At 35.7% G+C, this 18,066-nt stretch carries 12 protein-coding genes and 3 pseudogenes; 3 read left to right on the top strand and 12 right to left on the bottom strand.

Annotated features, from left to right (window positions below):
* Nucleotides 1-20: 20 nt before the first annotated feature.
* The 12 genes and pseudogenes from HX13_RS03715 to HX13_RS03660 form a co-directional block, all read right to left on the bottom strand.
* Nucleotides 21-1,315, bottom strand: a pseudogene (locus HX13_RS03715) (nucleotide sugar dehydrogenase).
* Between the two features lie 64 nt (nucleotides 1,316-1,379).
* Nucleotides 1,380-2,198 carry a polysaccharide biosynthesis/export family protein gene (locus HX13_RS03710; RefSeq protein WP_050019951.1) on the bottom strand — a complete coding sequence of 273 codons (819 nt, stop codon included), beginning with the start codon at nucleotides 2,196-2,198 and terminating at the stop codon, nucleotides 1,380-1,382.
* A gap of 40 nt (nucleotides 2,199-2,238) precedes the next feature.
* Nucleotides 2,239-4,170 (bottom strand): annotated as a pseudogene (locus HX13_RS03705) (polysaccharide biosynthesis protein).
* A gap of 111 nt (nucleotides 4,171-4,281) precedes the next feature.
* Nucleotides 4,282-5,464, bottom strand: a pseudogene (locus tag HX13_RS03700) (DegT/DnrJ/EryC1/StrS family aminotransferase).
* A complete protein-coding gene (locus HX13_RS03695; protein WP_394331972.1) occupies nucleotides 5,448-5,912 on the bottom strand; it encodes a regulatory protein RecX in 465 nt (154 codons plus the stop codon). Before HX13_RS03695 ends, HX13_RS03700 begins: the two are co-directional and overlap by 17 nt.
* A 50-nt stretch (nucleotides 5,913-5,962) precedes the next feature.
* Nucleotides 5,963-7,228: a serine hydroxymethyltransferase gene (glyA, locus tag HX13_RS03690; RefSeq protein ID WP_050019950.1), complete on the bottom strand. Its 1,266-nt coding sequence runs from the start codon at nucleotides 7,226-7,228 to the stop codon at nucleotides 5,963-5,965.
* A 264-nt stretch (nucleotides 7,229-7,492) separates the two neighbouring features.
* On the bottom strand, nucleotides 7,493-8,302 hold the full coding sequence (locus HX13_RS03685; protein ID WP_316931229.1) for an NAD(P)/FAD-dependent oxidoreductase: 810 nt from the start codon (nucleotides 8,300-8,302) through the stop codon (nucleotides 7,493-7,495).
* Between the two features lie 164 nt (nucleotides 8,303-8,466).
* Nucleotides 8,467-9,513 (bottom strand): cytochrome-c peroxidase, encoded by a 1,047-nt coding sequence (locus HX13_RS03680; protein WP_050019949.1) that lies wholly within the window; start codon nucleotides 9,511-9,513, stop codon nucleotides 8,467-8,469.
* Between the two features lie 386 nt (nucleotides 9,514-9,899).
* Nucleotides 9,900-11,111, bottom strand: coding sequence for an efflux RND transporter periplasmic adaptor subunit (locus tag HX13_RS03675; protein WP_050019948.1), 1,212 nt, complete (start codon nucleotides 11,109-11,111; stop codon nucleotides 9,900-9,902).
* 108 nt (nucleotides 11,112-11,219) lie between these two features.
* Nucleotides 11,220-12,491: an ABC transporter permease gene (locus HX13_RS03670; protein ID WP_050019947.1), complete on the bottom strand. Its 1,272-nt coding sequence runs from the start codon at nucleotides 12,489-12,491 to the stop codon at nucleotides 11,220-11,222.
* Between the two features lie 77 nt (nucleotides 12,492-12,568).
* Nucleotides 12,569-13,798: an ABC transporter permease gene (locus tag HX13_RS03665; protein ID WP_050019946.1), complete on the bottom strand. Its 1,230-nt coding sequence runs from the start codon at nucleotides 13,796-13,798 to the stop codon at nucleotides 12,569-12,571.
* A gap of 75 nt (nucleotides 13,799-13,873) precedes the next feature.
* On the bottom strand, nucleotides 13,874-14,563 hold the full coding sequence (locus HX13_RS03660; RefSeq protein WP_050019945.1) for an ABC transporter ATP-binding protein: 690 nt from the start codon (nucleotides 14,561-14,563) through the stop codon (nucleotides 13,874-13,876).
* Between the two features lie 424 nt (nucleotides 14,564-14,987).
* On the opposite strand from HX13_RS03660, the gene HX13_RS03655 reads away from it, so the two are divergent.
* The 3 genes from HX13_RS03655 to HX13_RS03645 all read left to right on the top strand — a co-directional run bounded on the left by HX13_RS03655 (nucleotide 14,988) and on the right by HX13_RS03645 (nucleotide 18,060).
* Nucleotides 14,988-15,962 carry a ribonucleotide-diphosphate reductase subunit beta gene (locus tag HX13_RS03655; protein ID WP_041461620.1) on the top strand — a complete coding sequence of 325 codons (975 nt, stop codon included), beginning with the start codon at nucleotides 14,988-14,990 and terminating at the stop codon, nucleotides 15,960-15,962.
* Nucleotides 15,963-16,052: 90 nt separating this feature from the next.
* Nucleotides 16,053-16,343: a hypothetical protein gene (locus tag HX13_RS03650; protein WP_050019944.1), complete on the top strand. Its 291-nt coding sequence runs from the start codon at nucleotides 16,053-16,055 to the stop codon at nucleotides 16,341-16,343.
* Between the two features lie 58 nt (nucleotides 16,344-16,401).
* Nucleotides 16,402-18,060, top strand: coding sequence for a ribonucleoside-diphosphate reductase subunit alpha (locus HX13_RS03645; RefSeq protein WP_050019943.1), 1,659 nt, complete (start codon nucleotides 16,402-16,404; stop codon nucleotides 18,058-18,060).
* Nucleotides 18,061-18,066: the final 6 nt, after the last annotated feature.

The following is an 18,066-nucleotide window of genomic DNA, read 5'->3' as shown; positions in this document are numbered from 1 at the left end:
TAGTTTTTATAATCAAAATATTAGAGCCTTGCATCTACCAAACTTCTATCCACACAGGCTTTCGTATCAAAAATAACACTATCTTCTTTTTTCAATTTCTCAAAATCTAAGGTGAGAAATTCTTTATGAGATACTGCAATGATAATAGAGTCATATTTTTTTATTTTCCGGAAGCTGATCAAGAATATCAACTCCGAATTCATGTTTGACTTCTATTTTATTGGCCCATGGATCAAAAAATATCGACTTCAATTCCATAATCTACCAATTCATTATAAATATCTATTACTTTTGTATTTCTGACATCAGGACAGTTCTCTTTAAAAGTTATCCCAAGAATTAAAGCCTGTGAATTCTTGATAATATTACTTTTGGCTATTAATAATTTTACCACTTTGGAGGCTATAAATTTTGCGATAGAATCATTCACTCTTCTCCCTGATAAAATAACATCCGGATGATATCCCAATTGCTCAGCTTTATGAGCTAAATAATAAGGATCTACAGAAATACAATGTCCGCCGACTAAACCTGGCTTATATTTTAAGAAATTATATTTTGTTCCTGCTGCCTCAAGAACGTCATTAGTATCAATTCCCATTCTGTCAAATATTAAAGCCAGCTCATTCACAAAAGATATATTTACATCTCTTTGGGCATTCTCAATAGCTTTAGAAGCCTCAGCAACTTTAATACTAGGCGCTTTGTGAGTTCCTGCTATAATAATCTTTTTATATAAATTGTCTACCTCATTTGCTACTTCACAGGTGGATCCTGATGTTACCTTTTTTACACTTGTCAAAGTGTTTATTTTATCTCCCGGATTAATTCTTTCAGGAGAATATCCTACATAAAAATCTTTATTAAATTGTAATCCAGAATATTTCTCTAAAATAGGAACGCATTCTTCTTCAGTACATCCCGGAAAAACAGTAGATTCATAAATTATAATATCTCCTTTTTTAATAACTTCCCCTAACATTTTAGAAGCTGACAGTAAAGGTTTTAAATCTGGAGCATTATATTTATCTATAGGGGTCGGAACTGTTACTATAAATATATTGCAATCTGAAATTTCGTGTAAGTCATTTGTTCCTTTATATCCAATTTTCCCATCTGACTTTTTATAATGATTTAATCTCTCATTTAATTTTTCAGTATCTGCTTCTAATGTTATATCATAACCGTTATTAAGCTGATTAATTCTTTCTGCATTAATATCAAAACCTAGAACAGGATAATGTTCTGCGAACTCTAATGACAAAGGTAGCCCTACATATCCTTGTCCAATAACAGCTATTCTATATGATTTCATTCTTTTGTGATTCTATTAAAAAATTAAGAATTTTGTAAATATAATGGGAACGTATAATTAATTTTTATTTTTTAAATAAACTTATAACGACAGCAATAGCTGTAACTCCAATAGAGATGGCTGTCAGATAAAGTCCTGTATTGGGATTCTGCTTAGCTGTTAAATCCCTTGATTTATTTGATGAAACAATAATAGCGTCTCCTTGTTTTAAATGATAGTATGGAGAATTAATCAGGTTGGCATCCTGTAAATTAACTCTACCATGAGTAACGGTACCATTTTCAGTTCTTATTACCAAAACATCTGTTCTTTTACCATACATTGTCAGATCTCCAGCAAGTCCCAATGCATTCAGAATTGTTGCCTGTCCATTAGCAATTGTATAATCTCCCTGTTTGTTTACTTCACCTAAAACCGTAACTTTAAAATTAGCAAGCCTTACACTTATTGTTGGATTAATAACATATTGGCTTATTTTATCTTTTAATTCATCTTTAAACTCTACCAGAGATTTCCCTGTTGTATTTAAAGAACCAATAACCGGGAAATCTATGTTTCCATTACTATCCACAATGTATGTAGGTCCTGATATAGTAGAAGTCCCTTGTCCGGGCGTATTTCCCCCGGCAAAATTATTTCCATTAATTACTTCAGAAGAAGAATAATTTTGATTAAACGGCTTTACAACGTCCATATCTTTTGCTGTGATCATAATGACCAATTGATCACCCGTCTGTATTGTATTACCAGAATTCTTGGCAGATGATTCAATAGCAATTTGCTCTATATTTTGCATATAGTTTAAATCATTCTGAGCATTCTGATTAGTTTTACAAGAAACCAGCAAAAAAGCTAGTGATATGGCTAATATTTTACCTTTCATTGTATTTTAAAAATTGTACAAATATACATTTATTATTTTTCTATTTGTCCAGTGCTTCGTAAATGGAATTATTACTTCTGAATTCCGGAACAATCGTTTTCAATATTCTTACGACCTCTACTTTTTCTTTTTTTTATAGAAGCTTCTGTAATTTGATTAACGAGATTATCTATTTCTGAAAAAGACATTGTAGGGTCTTTAGAAACCATAATTTTCTCGTTATGAGTAGGAAGTGTTTTCGCATTATCGCTTAGTAACTCTTCATACAGTTTCTCTCCTGGCCTTAAACCCGTGTAAATAATTTTGATATCTATATTAGGTTCAAAGCCTGATAGCTTTATCATTCTTCTTGCCAGATCTAAAATTTTTACAGGCTCCCCCATATCAAAAACAAAAATTTCCCCACCTGTTCCCATAGTCCCGGCCTGTAAAACTAATTCACAGGCTTCCGGTATGGTCATAAAATACCGAACAATATCCGGATGAGTAATGGTAACCGGTCCTCCTGCTTCAATTTGTTTTTTGAAATAGGGAATAACAGAACCGTTAGACCCTAATACATTTCCAAATCTGGTAGTAATAAATTTAGTAGTATTTCCTTCTACATGTTGTAATGATTGAACAAATAATTCCGCAGCCCGTTTAGAAGCTCCCATTACGTTCGTAGGGTTTACCGCCTTATCTGTAGAAACCATCACAAATCTGTTAACTTTGTATCGGCTAGACAAAAGTGCAATATTTTTCGATCCTAAAACATTGACACGTATTGCTTCATTAGGATTCTCTTCAACCAATGGAACATGCTTATAGGCTGCTGCATGATAAACCATTGAAAAATTATAGGTCTGAAATAAAGGTTCTACTCTATGTATATTGGATACATCTGCCAAAACAAACTTAAACCTGATATGAGGAAACTTGTCTTTCATTTCAAGCTCAATATCATATAATGGTGTTTCAGCCTGATCTAATACTACAATTAGTGAGGGTGTAAATTGTGCAACCTGTCTTACGATCTCACTTCCAATAGAGCCCGCTCCACCTGTTACTAATACAGTTTTGCCATAATGACGGCTTTTAACCTCTTCATTTTCTATTTTTATTGGTTTTCTATTCAACAAATCTTCAATCTGAAGATTTCTGATTGAACCTCCCAGATCACTATCTCTTAATTTTTGCACGGAAGGTGCTTTAAAGATATTAAGATCCTTTTCTAAAAATAAATTGACCCAGGAATTCATTTCATCTTTAGCCATCATTTCCTTGACAATGATAATACCATCAACAACGAGATCCTCTTTAGTACTATGCTCAATTTTTTCTTTAGCATAAATTGGCTTCCCAAGAAGTGAAGCTCTCTTAGAGTCTGTTCTTTGTGTTAAAAATCCTACAACCTGATATGGCAGATTCGGGTTATCCAGAATGGCTCTTGCTATGGCAATAGATTGCTCGTCTATTCCTAATACCAGAATTCTTTTTTTTCAATGCACTTCTTCTATATTCCCTTACGATATGGAAAAACTCTTTAACATATAATCTAAAGAGAAATAATCCCATAAAGGAAATGACAAAATATAGTACAAGATAAGGTGTAAGAATAAACTTTCCTCCGGTGATCCAGAAATATACAATGTTTATTGTGCCAATAACAAACATAGTACAAAAACAAGAAACAAAAAAGTTTAAACAGGTCTATAAAGGTAGAGTGTCTGATAATTCCGGCGTATGTCTTGAACACATACATAAAAATGGTATTTATCAATATAATAAAAGCAAAAATGATACTTTTGTCATTATGATAAATAAATTCCCTTTGGGTAATTTTTTCTATGATATAAGTTGATAGGAATAAAGATATAACCAGAATAATAATATCTATTACAAGTATTATCCATCTAGGCAAATATCTTACGTCTGAGAGATTGACAACATTATCTCCTCCAAATATTTTTTTTCTAAGAGAATTGTACATTGTCTTTATTTGTATTCATATTTATATTTTGGTACAAGATTAAAATTGGCCTTAAAAGCAAATGCAAAATTAAAATAAAATTCTTTCTATCGTTTTAAAATTAAAAATAATTTAAATTTTAATTTTCATCAAAATATCCATTATTTTATCCTTGTCTTCATCAGTTAAATCAGACCCTGACGGTAAACATAACCCACTACCAAAAAGCGTACCAGAGAGATCCCTTCCAAAGAATTTATATTTCTTATATAACGGCTGAAAGTGCATAGGCTTCCATAAATATCTGGTTTCTATATTATTTTCAGAAAATATTTTCTTTAACTTTTCTTTTGTTATTATACAATTATTTCCTTCAATGGTGACTGTATTAAGCCAGTAATTGGAAAAGAAATCTTCATTAGGTTCTTCAAAAAGTTTTATTTCATCAAAATTTTCAAAAACACATTGATAAAAATCATGATTATTCCTCCTTCTTTGAATTCTATCTTCCAGAACTTCCAATTGTCCTATTCCTATCCCAGCAGAAATATTGCTCATTCTGTAATTATAGCCTATTTCTGAATGATGATAATAATCTTTCTTTTCTTTTGCCTGGGTAGCAAGATAAAGTGCCCTGGTTTTGTCAAATGAGGTCCGGGAGATCAGAATTCCTCCTCCGGAAGTGGTAATGATCTTATTTCCATTAAAACTGATAATGGAGAGGTCTCCAAAAGTACCGCAAAGCTTATTCTTGTATTGGCTTCCCAGAGCTTCCGCACTATCTTCAATAATTGGTATCTCATACCGTCTTGATATTTCAAGAATCTCATCCACCATAAATGGCATTCCATATAGAGAAACAGTGATGATTGCTTTAGGCTTTTTTCCCTGTTGTAAACAATATTTAACAGCGTCTTCCAAAGCATTCGGGCACATGTTCCAGGTAGATGCTTCACTATCAATAAAAACAGGTATTGCTTTTTCGTAAAGAATGGGATTGGCAGAGGCAACAAAAGTGAAGGACTGGCAAATAACAAAATCATTTTCTCCGACATTCAATAACTTCAAAGCCAGATGTATTGCAGCTGTACCGGAAGATAAGGCTGTAACAAAAGAGTTGCTTCCCAGATAGTCTTCAATTTTTTTTTTCAAACTCATCAATATTCAAACCATACTGGGAAATCCAGTTTGAATCAAATGCGTCCTGTATATATTTCAACTCATTTCCTCCCATGTGAGGAGGGGACAACCAAATTTTCTTTTCTTCCAATCTGTATGTGTTTAGAATTTTTAAATGATCAGTCAAAAATATCATTTATTTTCTCATATTCAAAGCCTCTGCTTATCAAATATTTTATCGTTTTCGATTTTTTCTGATATTCTTTAAGTCCTTTCTGTTTGGAAGAATAATCCTCATAGATCCTCACAATGGTTTTCCTGTAATCATCCTCATCTATTTCATCAAAACAGGAGCTGATCATTTTCTCTGAAATCTGTTTTTGTCTGAGATGCATTTTTATCTTAGTCTTACCCCAATGCTTGATATAAAATTTCCCCCTGATATAGCTCCGGGTAAAACGTTCTTCATTTAAATAATTTTCCTTCATCAGATAAAGCAAAATTTCTTCCTTTGCTTCATCAATCAGCAGAAACTCTTTCATTTTCTGCTCCACTTCTGCATGACAACGATCCTGGTAAACACAGTAGTTCACCAGTTTCTGCTTAATCTCATCAAATGTAAATGATTTCTTTTCCATGTGGATAAAAAAAGAATGAGCCAAGGCTCATTCTCTATATAATATAGTAATGAATATTAGTAGTTAAATAATGCTTTTCCTTCCATCAACTCATTAACTTTCTTTTTTACAGAAGCAAGTACTTCTTCATTTTTGATGTTATCTACCACTTCAGAGATTAACCCTGCAATAGTATCCATATCATTTTCTTTAAGACCTCTTGTTGTAATGGCAGCAGTTCCTAATCTGATCCCTGACGTTGTAAACGGCGACTTATCATCAAAAGGAACCATATTTTTGTTACACGTAATATCGGCAAGAACCAGTGCTTTTTCTGTTTCTTTACCATTAACCCCTTTGTTTCTAAGGTCTACAAGCATCAGGTGATTATCGGTACCACCGCTCACGATATCAAAACCTCTGTCAATCATTGCCTTTGATAATGCCTGAGCATTGGACTTAACCTGCTTTGCATACGTTTCGAACTGATGATCCAAAGCCTCCCCAAAAGCCACTGCTTTACCGGCAATTACATGTTCTAGAGGACCACCCTGTATACCAGGAAATACAGCGCCATCCAATACCTGACTCATCATTTTAATTTCTCCTTTTGGAGTTTTATGACCGTAGGTATTTTCAAAATCTTTTCCCATCATGATCATACCCCCTCTTGGCCCTCTCAATGTTTTATGGGTAGTGGTTGTCACTACATGACAGTGTTCAAACGGAGAGTTTAATAATCCTTTGGCTACCAAACCTGCCGGGTGAGCAATATCCGCCCAAAGGGTTGCCCCTATTTCATCAGCAATTTCTCTGAATTTAGCGTAATCAAGATCTCTTGAATAGGCTGAAAAACCTGCAATCATCATTTTAGGTTTTTCTCTTAACGCTACTTCCCTCATTTGGTTATAGTCGATAAGACCGGTTTCTCTTTCTACCCCGTAAGAAACTACTTCATATTGAATCCCTGAAAAGTTGACAGCAGAACCATGGGTAAGGTGGCCTCCCATAGAAAGGTCCATTCCCATAATTTTATCTCCCGGTTTCAAAACAGCAAGATAAATGGCAGCATTCGCCTGAGATCCGGAATGTGGCTGAACATTTACATAGTCTACTCCGAAAAGTTCTTTAGCTCTGTTGATTGCCAACGTTTCGACCTCATCTACGACTTCGCATCCCCCGTAATATCTTTTCCCGGGATATCCTTCAGCATATTTATTTGTCAGTACACTTCCCATTGCCTTCATTACATTTTCAGAAACAAAATTTTCTGATGCAATAAGCTCTAATCCGTGGGTTTGTCTTTGTCTTTCCTTTTCAATCAGGTCGAAAATAATATCCATTTTACTTTTAGTTTTTGAAATTTTCCACCCCAAATGTACGGAATTTTCATTGAGATGTTGGTATGGAGAAATATGATTTTAAGTCTGTTTTTTTATAAAAGCGGACTTCTATTATTTATAAAGTTTCATCAGCAATATCTCTCATGTTATAATAATCTATATTACGCATACTAAAAATTTTCTTCTGAAAGCTCTTTATTGACTACTGCTCCGGTAAAATTCCCTTGAGCAACAGCATTAGCAACAGAGCGCATCATTGTCACATTATCTCCACAAGCAAAAAACTCCCGGGATGTTGGTTTTCTGCATAAAATCCACTTTAATAAACCCTTGATCAGTCAATTCACAACCTAGATCCGTGACATTAATATTTTGTTCAAAGGAAACTTTTGCGTACAACACCTTTAATGAATGGGCTTTACCACTTTTAAAAATAATCTCCCGAATAAATCCGTTTGTATGTTCAATTCTTTCAATTTCATCTTCAAATACATCTATAGTATTTTTTGCAAGTCTTCCAGTCTGCTCATCTGTTAAAAGGGATCGCCCGTTGGTAAATAAAGCCAGATCTTTAGTCATATTAAAAATCAGCTTTGAAAATTCAAAAGCCATTTCTCCATTGGCAAGAATTCCCGTTTTTTCATTTCTCACTTCGTATCCATGACAATAGGGACAATGTAATACAGAAATTCCCCAACATTCTGAAAAACCGGGGATATCGGGCATTATATCCTTTATTCCTGACGCCAGAATCAGTTTTTTAGCAAAAAATACTTCATTACCTGACGTTTTTACTTCAAAACCGGAAGAGACTTTTTTAATCTCAACAACAGTCCCGTGATGAAACTTAACGGTACTATACTTTTTCACCTGCTCTTTTGCCTCTTCAGCAATAACTCCCGGTGCTTTTCCATCATGAGTAATGAAGTTATGAGAATAAGGAGTCTGCCTGTTACATGGTTTTCCGTTATCAATAATCAATACATTTCTTAGTGATCTTCCTAAAGCCATGCCTGCCGATAACCCGGAATAGCTTCCTCCTATAATAATGACCTCAAAATTTTTATTTTCCATGTTAAATCAATTTAAGTGACAAAGTTAGTATAAATTTAAATAACGCAACATAATTGCATTAACATTTAACATATAAAAAAGGTTCTTAAACTATAAGTTCAAGAACCGGTTTACTAATTTAAAAAGATGTATATAACTTAAAATATCTTCATATTACATGAGAATTAAGGATATTGAGGTGCTTTTGCTAATTCCGGATTTAATTCTCCTGTCAACGAACCAAAAAATGCAAATATATTATCTACCTGGTCCGGTGTTAATTCTTTATCCAATTGTATCTTACCCATAATCCTGATTGCTTCTTTTAAATCTTTAACACTTCCATCATGAAAATAAGGAGCGGTCTTAGCAATATTTCTCAACGAAGGAACTTTAAACATATATTTTTCCGCATCATTTTTACTGATATCTGATTTACCAGCGTCTATTTTAGCACTTTTGGTTTCTTTCCAATACTCCTTATACACTCTGAATTTCTGGAAAGAGTTGCCTCCTAATGCAGGACCGGTATGGCAGGTAATACATCCTACATCAATAAAATCCTGAAGACCCTGCTTTTCTTTATCAGTTATGGCTTTATCATCTCCCGCAATATACTTATCAAAACGGGAAGGAGTAATCAGTTTTCTTTCAAAGGCTCCAATAGCTATGGTAAGGTTATTCCAGTTGACAGGATCTTTGTCTTCAGGAAAAGCACTGGCAAACATTTTTCTATATTTTTCGCTGTTCTTAAGCCTTTCAACAGCAAACTTCTCGTCCGGAATACCCATTTCTATAGGGTTCAAAATAGGTTTACCCGCCTGTTCTTCGAGAGTTTTTGCTCTTCCATCCCAAAACTGGGCGGTATGAAGTGCGGCGTTTAAAGTGGAAGGGGAATTTCTTACTCCGATCGTACCCTCGGCATCTCCGGGAGAGAAAGCTTTATTATCAACGCCATAGGTACTCAGGTTATGACATGTATTACAACTTTGAGTCCCGTTTTTAGAAAGAACAGGATCAAAGTATAAAGTTTTTCCTAATTGTATCTTTTCATCCGTTATAGGGCTGATCGGACTGTCTACCCAACCAGGTAAGACCCCAAATATTGCTTTCGCTTTATTTTGCAATTCAGTAAAAACCGGAATTAACGGTATATCAGTTCCTTGCTTATCTTTGTTACCCTTGCATGAAGATAACAAAAAGAGCACAAGTATTAACATTGTGTTTTTCATATCAGTGTGTTTTTACGTAAAATTACAGATAAGAAAAACCAAAGCCAACCTTGACCTTTACTAAACAATAGTTTAATTAAAGAAAAAAACAGCTGTAAAAAGTAAAAATTTACAACAACATCCATTAACAATAAAATACCGTATAAATAATTCAATCATAATCAGATTTCCCAGGTAAATATTTTTTCTTTAACCTTAAATCTTTTCGATCTAATGGTAGTTAATTATCCGTTAATACCTGCTTTTCAATTCATTAATTTCATCCTGAATCCTTATATCAATATGGATCTGGCTCCTTTTAATAGCGCAGATACCTGGTACAGCAACAAAAAATCCCGGAAAAAGAATTCCGGGACTCAACAGTTTAAACTTATAGTGTTAGTTTATTATTTTTTCTTTGACTTTTCTTTTAATTCTTCCTTGTCTTTATCGGATGGATTCCAAACTTTTACTTCAGAATCTTTATCAATTCCTGAGCCTGGTAATATCTGAACATTAATTCCGTCACTGGCACCAAGTTTTACGTATACTTTTTTAAATTTCCCGTCTTTTTGTTTTACTTCCACAAAAGGAACATCTTTTCCTTGTTTCTTTTCATACTGAACCAAAGACTCATCCAATAATAATGCATTTTTCTGAGAGCTCAATACAATCTCTCCATTGGCAGAGAATCCGGCCCTGATATATTCATTATTGGGATTTTCCACATTCCCTTCTACAGGAAATTTGATTGTTCCTGCATTATCTTTCCCTTTAGGGGCAATCATTGTTAGCTTGCCCGGGAAAGTTTTATTCTGTAAAGCTCCGATTACAATATTCATATCCATTCCCTGGCTTAGTTTCCCGGCCTGGGCTTCGTCTATTTCTCCTTTAAAAATCAAAGAATTCAAATCAGCTACTGAACAAATAGTTGTTCCGGCGTTAAAGTTATTGGCTTCAATCACCTGACTCCCTACTTTTACAGGTACTTCAAGAACGGTTCCTGAAGCTTTTGAACGGATCTGTGTTGTTGCCAGACCTTGTCCCTGAAGTTCTGGAGTGGCTCCGGTTTTTGCAATCTGCAATCTTTTTTGTGCCGTATTCAGTTGCTGTTGAGCGTTTTTAAGATTCTGCTGTTGCGTAAACAATTGCTGTTGTGAGTTGAGGAAATCCTGTTTAGAAATCACACCCTGTTTATAAAGCCTGTCCTGCATATCAAACTGCTTCTGCATATTACTCACATTCATCTGGGCATTATTGATTTGAAGCTGGGCATTCTGAACTTCCTGTTGTGCGGCATTTACTTCAGAAATACTGGGAACAATTCTCACCGTAGCAATCAATTGTCCGATTTCTACCTTATCTCCTTCCTTCACTAAAATTTTATCAATAATTCCTGTAATATTCGGTTTGATTTCAATTTCTTCTTTTGGAACAATTTTTCCTGTAGCCATTACCTTGTCATCCATATTCTGAACATTAGGCTTACGCGTAAGGAAAGCTTCTCCTTCCTGAGAATTCGATTTGATAAGATAGCCAATCCCTGAGAACAATGCCACTGCAAATAAAAGCCCCAACACTATATAAATGGCTTTTTTCCAAGTGAATTTCTTTTTCATATGTATAGTTTATTTTTTATTTTAAGTTTGAAAGATTTAACATTACTCAATCTTTTGTAGTTGATTTTTCATTTTTAAATTTTTCAAATAATTGTATTTTCAAATTAATTACTCTGTCCTTAACGCTTCAATTGGCCGGATTTTTACGGCTCTTTGTGCGGGAATCATTCCGATCACCAATCCTAAAATAACCATCACTGCCATTGCTGCGAAAACATTCCCATAATTCACCGTCGGATTATAGAAGGGGAAAGAGTCCTGCCCTTGAGTGACAGCATTTAATATCATTAAAACAAAGATCCCGAACATAAACCCCAGTAATCCTGAAGAAAGCGTGATCACTACACTTTCCAATAAAATCTGATTTCTCACCTCAGACGGCTTTGCACCCAGTGCTCTTCTGATACCTATTTCTTTTGTTCTTTCTTTCACGGTAATCAGCAGGATATTCGAGATGGCAATTACCCCGGCAAGAATGGTTAATGTACCTACAATAATGGTGAGCAGCTGCATTCCGGTAAGGAAACCTGTCAGCTTTTTAAATTCTTTTCCTAAATTGAAACTACCAAAAGCATTGGTATCTTCAGGGGAAATTTTATTTTTAGATTTTAATACCTGTTTTACGTCCTGTTCTACAGAGCCTACGTTAGCATTGGGTTTACTTACAATAGCAAACAGATCAATCTGCTCTCCGGCGTTATACATTTTTGTATATGTTGACAGTGGAATAAACGCTGTCTGATCATTTTCAAAACCTCCTCCTTTCTTTACTCTGAAAACCCCGATTACATTAAAGAAAAGACCTTTGATATTAATAGATTTTCCAATCGGGTTCTCTTTTTTCTTGGAATCAAAAAAGTTTTTATAAATTTCTTCACCAATGACCACCACATTTTTATTTCCGGAAACATCCGCATCATTGATGTAACGTCCGAAAATGAGTTTCTTTTCTGAAATTTTATTTCCTACAGCATAGTCCCCGGTAAGAGAATAGGTGCCGTTTTTACCGTTTCTTGACATCGCTTCCCCCGGAGTCCCGGTAAAACTTCCTCTTGCATTTTGGGGAGAGATATAGTCAATTGCTGTCACTTTTCTTTTCAGCATTTCCATATCAGACAACTGTAAATGGACTTCTCTTCCTTTGGGAAATCCTTCATAGGGAATAGAAGTTTTCTGTGCCCAGAGAAAAATGGAATTGGTAGCGAACCCGGAAAACAGTTTATCAAATCCGTTTTCCATTCCTTTTGCAGCTCCAAGAAGGCTTACATACAAAAACATTCCCCATCCTACCCCAATCATGGTAAGGAATGTCCGAAGTTTATTATTCCTCAATGAATAATAGATCTCCTGCCAAGTATCTTTTTTAAATATGATATTCACCTTTTTGAATTATGAGTTATATAGTATATTCAATCATTCTTCTATTTGTCTTTCTGAACTTTTTTCTTTTATCTTAATTATTCCGTTCTCAATGCTTCTATCGGTTTAATTTTTGAAGCCCTGTATGCAGGAACAAATCCAGCAACCAATCCTGAGAAAATCAGTGCAATAAATGCCATTAATATGGTTCCCCAGCCTACGCTTGGATTTTTAATAAAGAACTGTTCGAGACTGTCTCCAATTAAATTCAAAGCCAAAACACCAATACCAACGCCAACGAATCCTGAAATAACCGTAATCACAACACTTTCCTGAACAATTAACGCTACAATCCCGCGGGGCTTTGCTCCGATGGCTTTCCGCACACCGATTTCTTTGGTTCTTTCTTTTACGATATACACCATAATGTTACTGATCCCGATAATTCCGGCCAGCAATGTTCCCAGACCTATAAAGCCAACTATCGCCGTAAGGACCGCCATAAATGTAAAGGTATCGTTCATGTTTTTTGCATTATTCCAAACGCGTACTCCATTTTCATCATCGGGGGAAACATTCTTTCTTGATTTTAATTTATCTTTTAACTCATCACCATACGTAATGGCTTCCTGAGGGGTCAGCTTATCACTATATGATATATAAGCGATACTTACCGTATCAGATCCTTTTTTCATCTGCTGTAAGGTAGTAATAGGAACTGTGATGTGTCTTTCATCCCAGTCTCCTCCTTCATCTGAAAAAACGCCCACTACCTTAAACATTGTCCCGTTAATGTCCAGCTCTTTTCCTACCGGACTTCCGTTCTTGATCAAATCTCTCTGGACCATTCTTCCGATGACCGCTACATTCTGCTTATTGGTTAGATCCCTGGGAGTAAGATAACGGCCGTCAATGATTGTTCTGTTTTCAATAACCTGTTCGCCCGGCTCTGCTCCATGAACCTGATAAATACCACTCTCTTTTCCGTATTTCACCATTAAACTGGCACTATATCTCGGACTTGAAGAGCCTACTTTTTCTTTATCTGTATTGATCAGGAAATCGTAGTCAGCATTATTCAATGTTACACTCCTGTCAGACTGTAATCCTTTGTAAGCTAAAGTTGTTTTTCCTGTAGTAATGGATATCAGGTTCTTGGCATCTCCTGCAAATCCCTCGGAAAATGCGTTCTGCAGTCCTTTTCCGATCCCGAAAAGCACAATGAAAATAAACAATCCCAGGGCTACCGTAAATCCCGAAAGCACCGTCCGGAGTATATTACTACGGATAGAACTGAATATTTCCTGCCAACGATCTAGGTCAAACATTTTTATTAATATTAAAAGATTGAAAAATTAAAACCTTAAATTTTCAGATTATCTCATTTCAAATTATCAAATTGCCTACAGTACAACCTGCTTGATAAACTCATCACTTTCAATGATACCGTCTTTCAACACAACATTTCTTTTGGTTTGTGCTGCCACATCAGGCTCATGGGTTACTACGATAATTGTTTTTCCTTCATTGTTAATATCCTGAAGGAGCTTCATAATATCATGAGTTGTTTTTGAATCCAGGGCACCGGTGGGCTCATCCGCCAATACTACTTTAGGGTTGGTGATCAAAGCCCTTGCAATTGCCACTCTCTGTTTCTGCCCTCCCGAAAGCTCACTCGGAAGGTGATTCGCCCATTGTGCCAGGCCTACTTTTTCCAGGTACTCCAATGCTTTCTGATTACGTTCTTTCCTGGGTACATTCTGGTAATACAAAGGAAGGGCTACATTTTCTAAAGCTGTTTTATAATTTATCAGGTTAAATGACTGAAAAATAAACCCCAAAAACCGACTTCTGTACTCCGCTGCCTTTACTTCTGAGAGATGCTCAATCGGCACCCCGTCCAATTCGTAAGTCCCTGAATCTTTTTCGTCCAGAATACCGATAATATTAAGAAGTGTAGACTTTCCCGAACCGGAACTTCCCATAATAGAAACAAACTCGCCCTCTGAAATATTCAGATTAATCCCCTTAAGAACATGGAGCTTGCTTTTCCCCGTATCGTATGATTTATGTAAATCCTGAATTACTAACATTAAGTGATGTATGTTTTATACCCAATAAGTAGATCTTATTTTCAAATTGTTACAAGATTAAAAATTTATTCAAATATTTTTTTGTTTAACCAATTAGCCCTTTATTTACAATATATTATATAAAAGTGTTTAACTCTAACTTTAATTTTCCAGTCATTTCGGCCTTAGATTGCTCTCCAGCCTATTATTCGAGCCTGTTTCATGTAAATGTGGAAAACTTTTACAGCTAAAAGTCAGTCAATTAGTATTTACCTCTTTTAAAATCAGTTCTTTTTTTCGAACTTTGTATTTAGATTCTGATCGGAAACACAAACTTACAATGTGAATAACTTTTATTCACAACCAACACAAAAACAATAAGTTATATGTTTTCTGAACGTTATCCACAGAGGTCTGAGTTATTTAATTATAAAGATATTTTAATATGGGAATTTTTGATAAAAGAGTAAGCTATAAGCCATTTGAATACCCGGAGGTTCTTCAATTTGTGGAAGCCATCAACAAATCGTTCTGGGTACATTCAGAAGTGGATTTTACTGCAGATGTTCAGGATTTTCATTCGCAGTTGGAACCACATGAAAAACATGCTGTGAAAAATGCGCTTTTAGCCATTGCACAGATCGAGGTGTCTGTAAAGACATTCTGGGGAAATTTATACAACCACCTTCCAAAACCGGAATTCAATGGATTAGGGTCTACTTTTGCAGAATGTGAATTCCGTCATTCTGAAGCTTATTCCCGTTTATTAGAAGTACTGGGATATAATGATGAATTCCTTAACGTTATAGAAATTCCTGCCGTTAAAGGAAGAATCGAGTTTTTAGGGAACGCCCTGAAACATGCGAATTCTGCCACTCCCAAAGAGTACGTTTCAGCATTGTTGTTATTCAGTATCCTGGTAGAAAACGTTTCTCTTTTCTCTCAGTTTGCCATCATCCTTTCTTTCACAAGATTTAAAGGATTCATGAAAAATGTTTCCAACATTATTGCATGGACCTCTGTAGATGAACAGATCCATGCCAATGCAGGAATCTACCTCATCAACAAAATCCGCGAGGAACAACCTGATTTATTAACAGACAGCGATATTGAAGATATCTACACCCTTGTTGACGAATCCATCGCAAGAGAAGGAGATATCCTTAGCTGGATCTTTGAATTGGGTGAAATCGACAATGTTTCTAAAGAAGACCTGTTAAATTTCATGAAATACCGTGTAGATGACAGCCTGAAGAAAATCAACATGAAAACAAGATACAACATTACTCCTGAGCAATACAGACCAATGGTATGGTTCGAGGAAGAAGTTTTTGCCAATTCATTAGATGATTTCTTCGCTAAAAGACCTGTGGACTATACAAAACACGATAAAAGTATTACAGCGAACGATTTGTTTTAAAAAAAGCGCGAGCGAAGCGAGCGTCAAAACAGATGGTATTAGGGATAGTTCCATTTCCCGTACAATGAATTTAATGCACAAATAAAAAAGATGATTAATGTAATCGTAAGCTACACCGTGAAACCTGAATTTGTTTCTGAAAACAAAGCGAATATTCAAAAGTTTTTGAACGATTTTAAAAACCTGGATCAATCCGCATTTGAATATAAGGTTTTTGTAAAAGAAGACGGCGTTACGTTTGTACATTACTCAAACTACATCAATGAAGAAGCTCAGCGTGAGGTTTTGAATATACCCTCTTTTAAAGAGTTTCAGAAACTAAGAGATGAAAGCGGGCTGAACGGTTCCCATAAAGTAGAAATTTTACAACCAATACTATAAAAAAACAAAATACCGGAGTGGGGTTATTATCTCTCCGGTATTCGAAAATATAACATCTATGGAAGAGCAAAATTCAAATATATGGTGGCTCAATGAAGAGTCTGAGCAGATGCTGAACAGAGGATATCTGTTGAAAGGAGAAACGGTAGACGGAGCAATCGACAGAATCACCACTGCTGCTGCAAAAAGGTTATACAAACCTGAGCTTCAGCCGGCATTCAAAGAAATGATTACAAAAGGATGGATCAGCTTCTCATCCCCTGTATGGGCTAATATGGGAACTCAGAGAGGTCTTCCCATCTCATGCTTCAATGTTCATATTCCGGACAGTATTGAAGGGATTACCCACAAAATGGGTGAAGTGATCATGCAGACAAAAATCGGTGGAGGTACTTCAGGATATTTTGGAGAACTGAGAAACAGAGGTACTGCAGTAACAGACAATGGAAAATCTTCAGGAGCGGTTTCATTCATGAAGTTATTTGATACAGCAATGGATGTCGTTTCCCAGGGAGGTGTGAGAAGAGGAGCTTTTGCTGCTTATCTGGACATTGACCACGGAGATATTGAAGAATTTTTATCCATTAAAGATATCGGTAGCCCTATTCAGAACCTGTTTACCGGAGTATGTGTGCCGGACTATTGGATGCAGGATATGATTGACGGTGATATGGATAAGCGTAAAATATGGGCTAGGGTTCTTGAAAGCCGCCAGCAAAAAGGACTTCCTTATATTTTCTTTACAGATAATGTTAACAGAAATAAGCCACAGGTATATAAAGATTTGGGAATGACGGTAAACGCAAGTAACCTTTGTTCTGAAATCATGCTTCCATCCACTATGGAAGAGTCTTTTATCTGCTGCTTGTCCTCAATGAACCTTGAACTGTATGATGAATGGAAAGATACAGATGCCGTAAAACTGGCTGTTTACTTCCTGGATGCTGTTTTATCAGAATTTATCGATAAGACTGAAGGAAACTACTATCTGCAGGGAGCAAGAAACTTTGCTATGCGTCACAGAGCTCTTGGATTAGGAGTTTTAGGGTACCATTCTTACCTGCAAAAGAATATGATTCCGTTTGAAAGCTTTGAAGCGACTCAGTTTAATGCGAGAGCATTCAGACACATTAAAGAACAGGCTGAACAAGCTTCCCGTGAACTTGCCAATATCTATGGAGAACCGGAAGTACTGAAAGGGTACGGATTGAGAAATACCACAACAATGGCTATTGCTCCTACAACTTCCAGTTCAGCTATTTTGGGACAAACTTCCCCGGGGATCGAACCTTTCTCTTCCAACTACTATAAAGCAGGTCTGGCTAAAGGAAACTTTATGCGTAAGAATAAATACCTGGCAAAATTATTAGAAGAAAAAGGGCTGGATAATGAGGAAACATGGAGAACCATCATGCTGAACCATGGATCTGTACAGCACCTGAATGAGCTTACTCCGGAAGAAAAAGCTGTTTTCAAAACCTTTAAAGAGATCTCTCCGATGGAAATCATTTCCCAGGCGGCACAGAGACAGCAATATATTGACCAGGCACAATCATTGAATCTTCAGATTCCTTCCACAATGCCTGTAAAAGATGTAAACTATCTTTATATAGAAGCCTGGAAAAAGGGAGTAAAAACTTTGTACTATCAAAGAAGCTCTTCAGTATCTAAAGAAATGATGGTGAATTTTGTATCATGTTCAAGCTGCGAAGCTTAAACTTCA

The organism is Chryseobacterium sp. P1-3 (assembly GCF_000738495.1).
GTDB lineage: Bacteria > Bacteroidota > Bacteroidia > Flavobacteriales > Weeksellaceae > Chryseobacterium > Chryseobacterium gallinarum.
The sequence above is the reverse complement of the archived record's forward strand: the minus strand, read 5'-3'. Positions and strand labels throughout refer to the sequence as shown.

Coding starts and splice junctions, on each gene's coding strand:
- HX13_RS03685 (WP_316931229.1), bottom strand. CDS start 8,302: ATGGAAAATAAAAATTTTGAGGTCATTATTATAGGAGGAAGCTATTCC.
- HX13_RS03650 (WP_050019944.1), top strand. CDS start 16,053: ATGATTAATGTAATCGTAAGCTACACCGTGAAACCTGAATTTGTTTCT.
- HX13_RS03680 (WP_050019949.1), bottom strand. CDS start 9,513: ATGAAAAACACAATGTTAATACTTGTGCTCTTTTTGTTATCTTCATGC.
- HX13_RS03645 (WP_050019943.1), top strand. CDS start 16,402: ATGGAAGAGCAAAATTCAAATATATGGTGGCTCAATGAAGAGTCTGAG.
- HX13_RS03655 (WP_041461620.1), top strand. CDS start 14,988: ATGGGAATTTTTGATAAAAGAGTAAGCTATAAGCCATTTGAATACCCG.
- HX13_RS03665 (WP_050019946.1), bottom strand. CDS start 13,798: ATGTTTGACCTAGATCGTTGGCAGGAAATATTCAGTTCTATCCGTAGT.
- HX13_RS03675 (WP_050019948.1), bottom strand. CDS start 11,111: ATGAAAAAGAAATTCACTTGGAAAAAAGCCATTTATATAGTGTTGGGG.
- HX13_RS03710 (WP_050019951.1), bottom strand. CDS start 2,198: ATGAAAGGTAAAATATTAGCCATATCACTAGCTTTTTTGCTGGTTTCT.
- glyA (WP_050019950.1), bottom strand. CDS start 7,228: ATGGATATTATTTTCGACCTGATTGAAAAGGAAAGACAAAGACAAACC.
- HX13_RS03660 (WP_050019945.1), bottom strand. CDS start 14,563: ATGTTAGTAATTCAGGATTTACATAAATCATACGATACGGGGAAAAGC.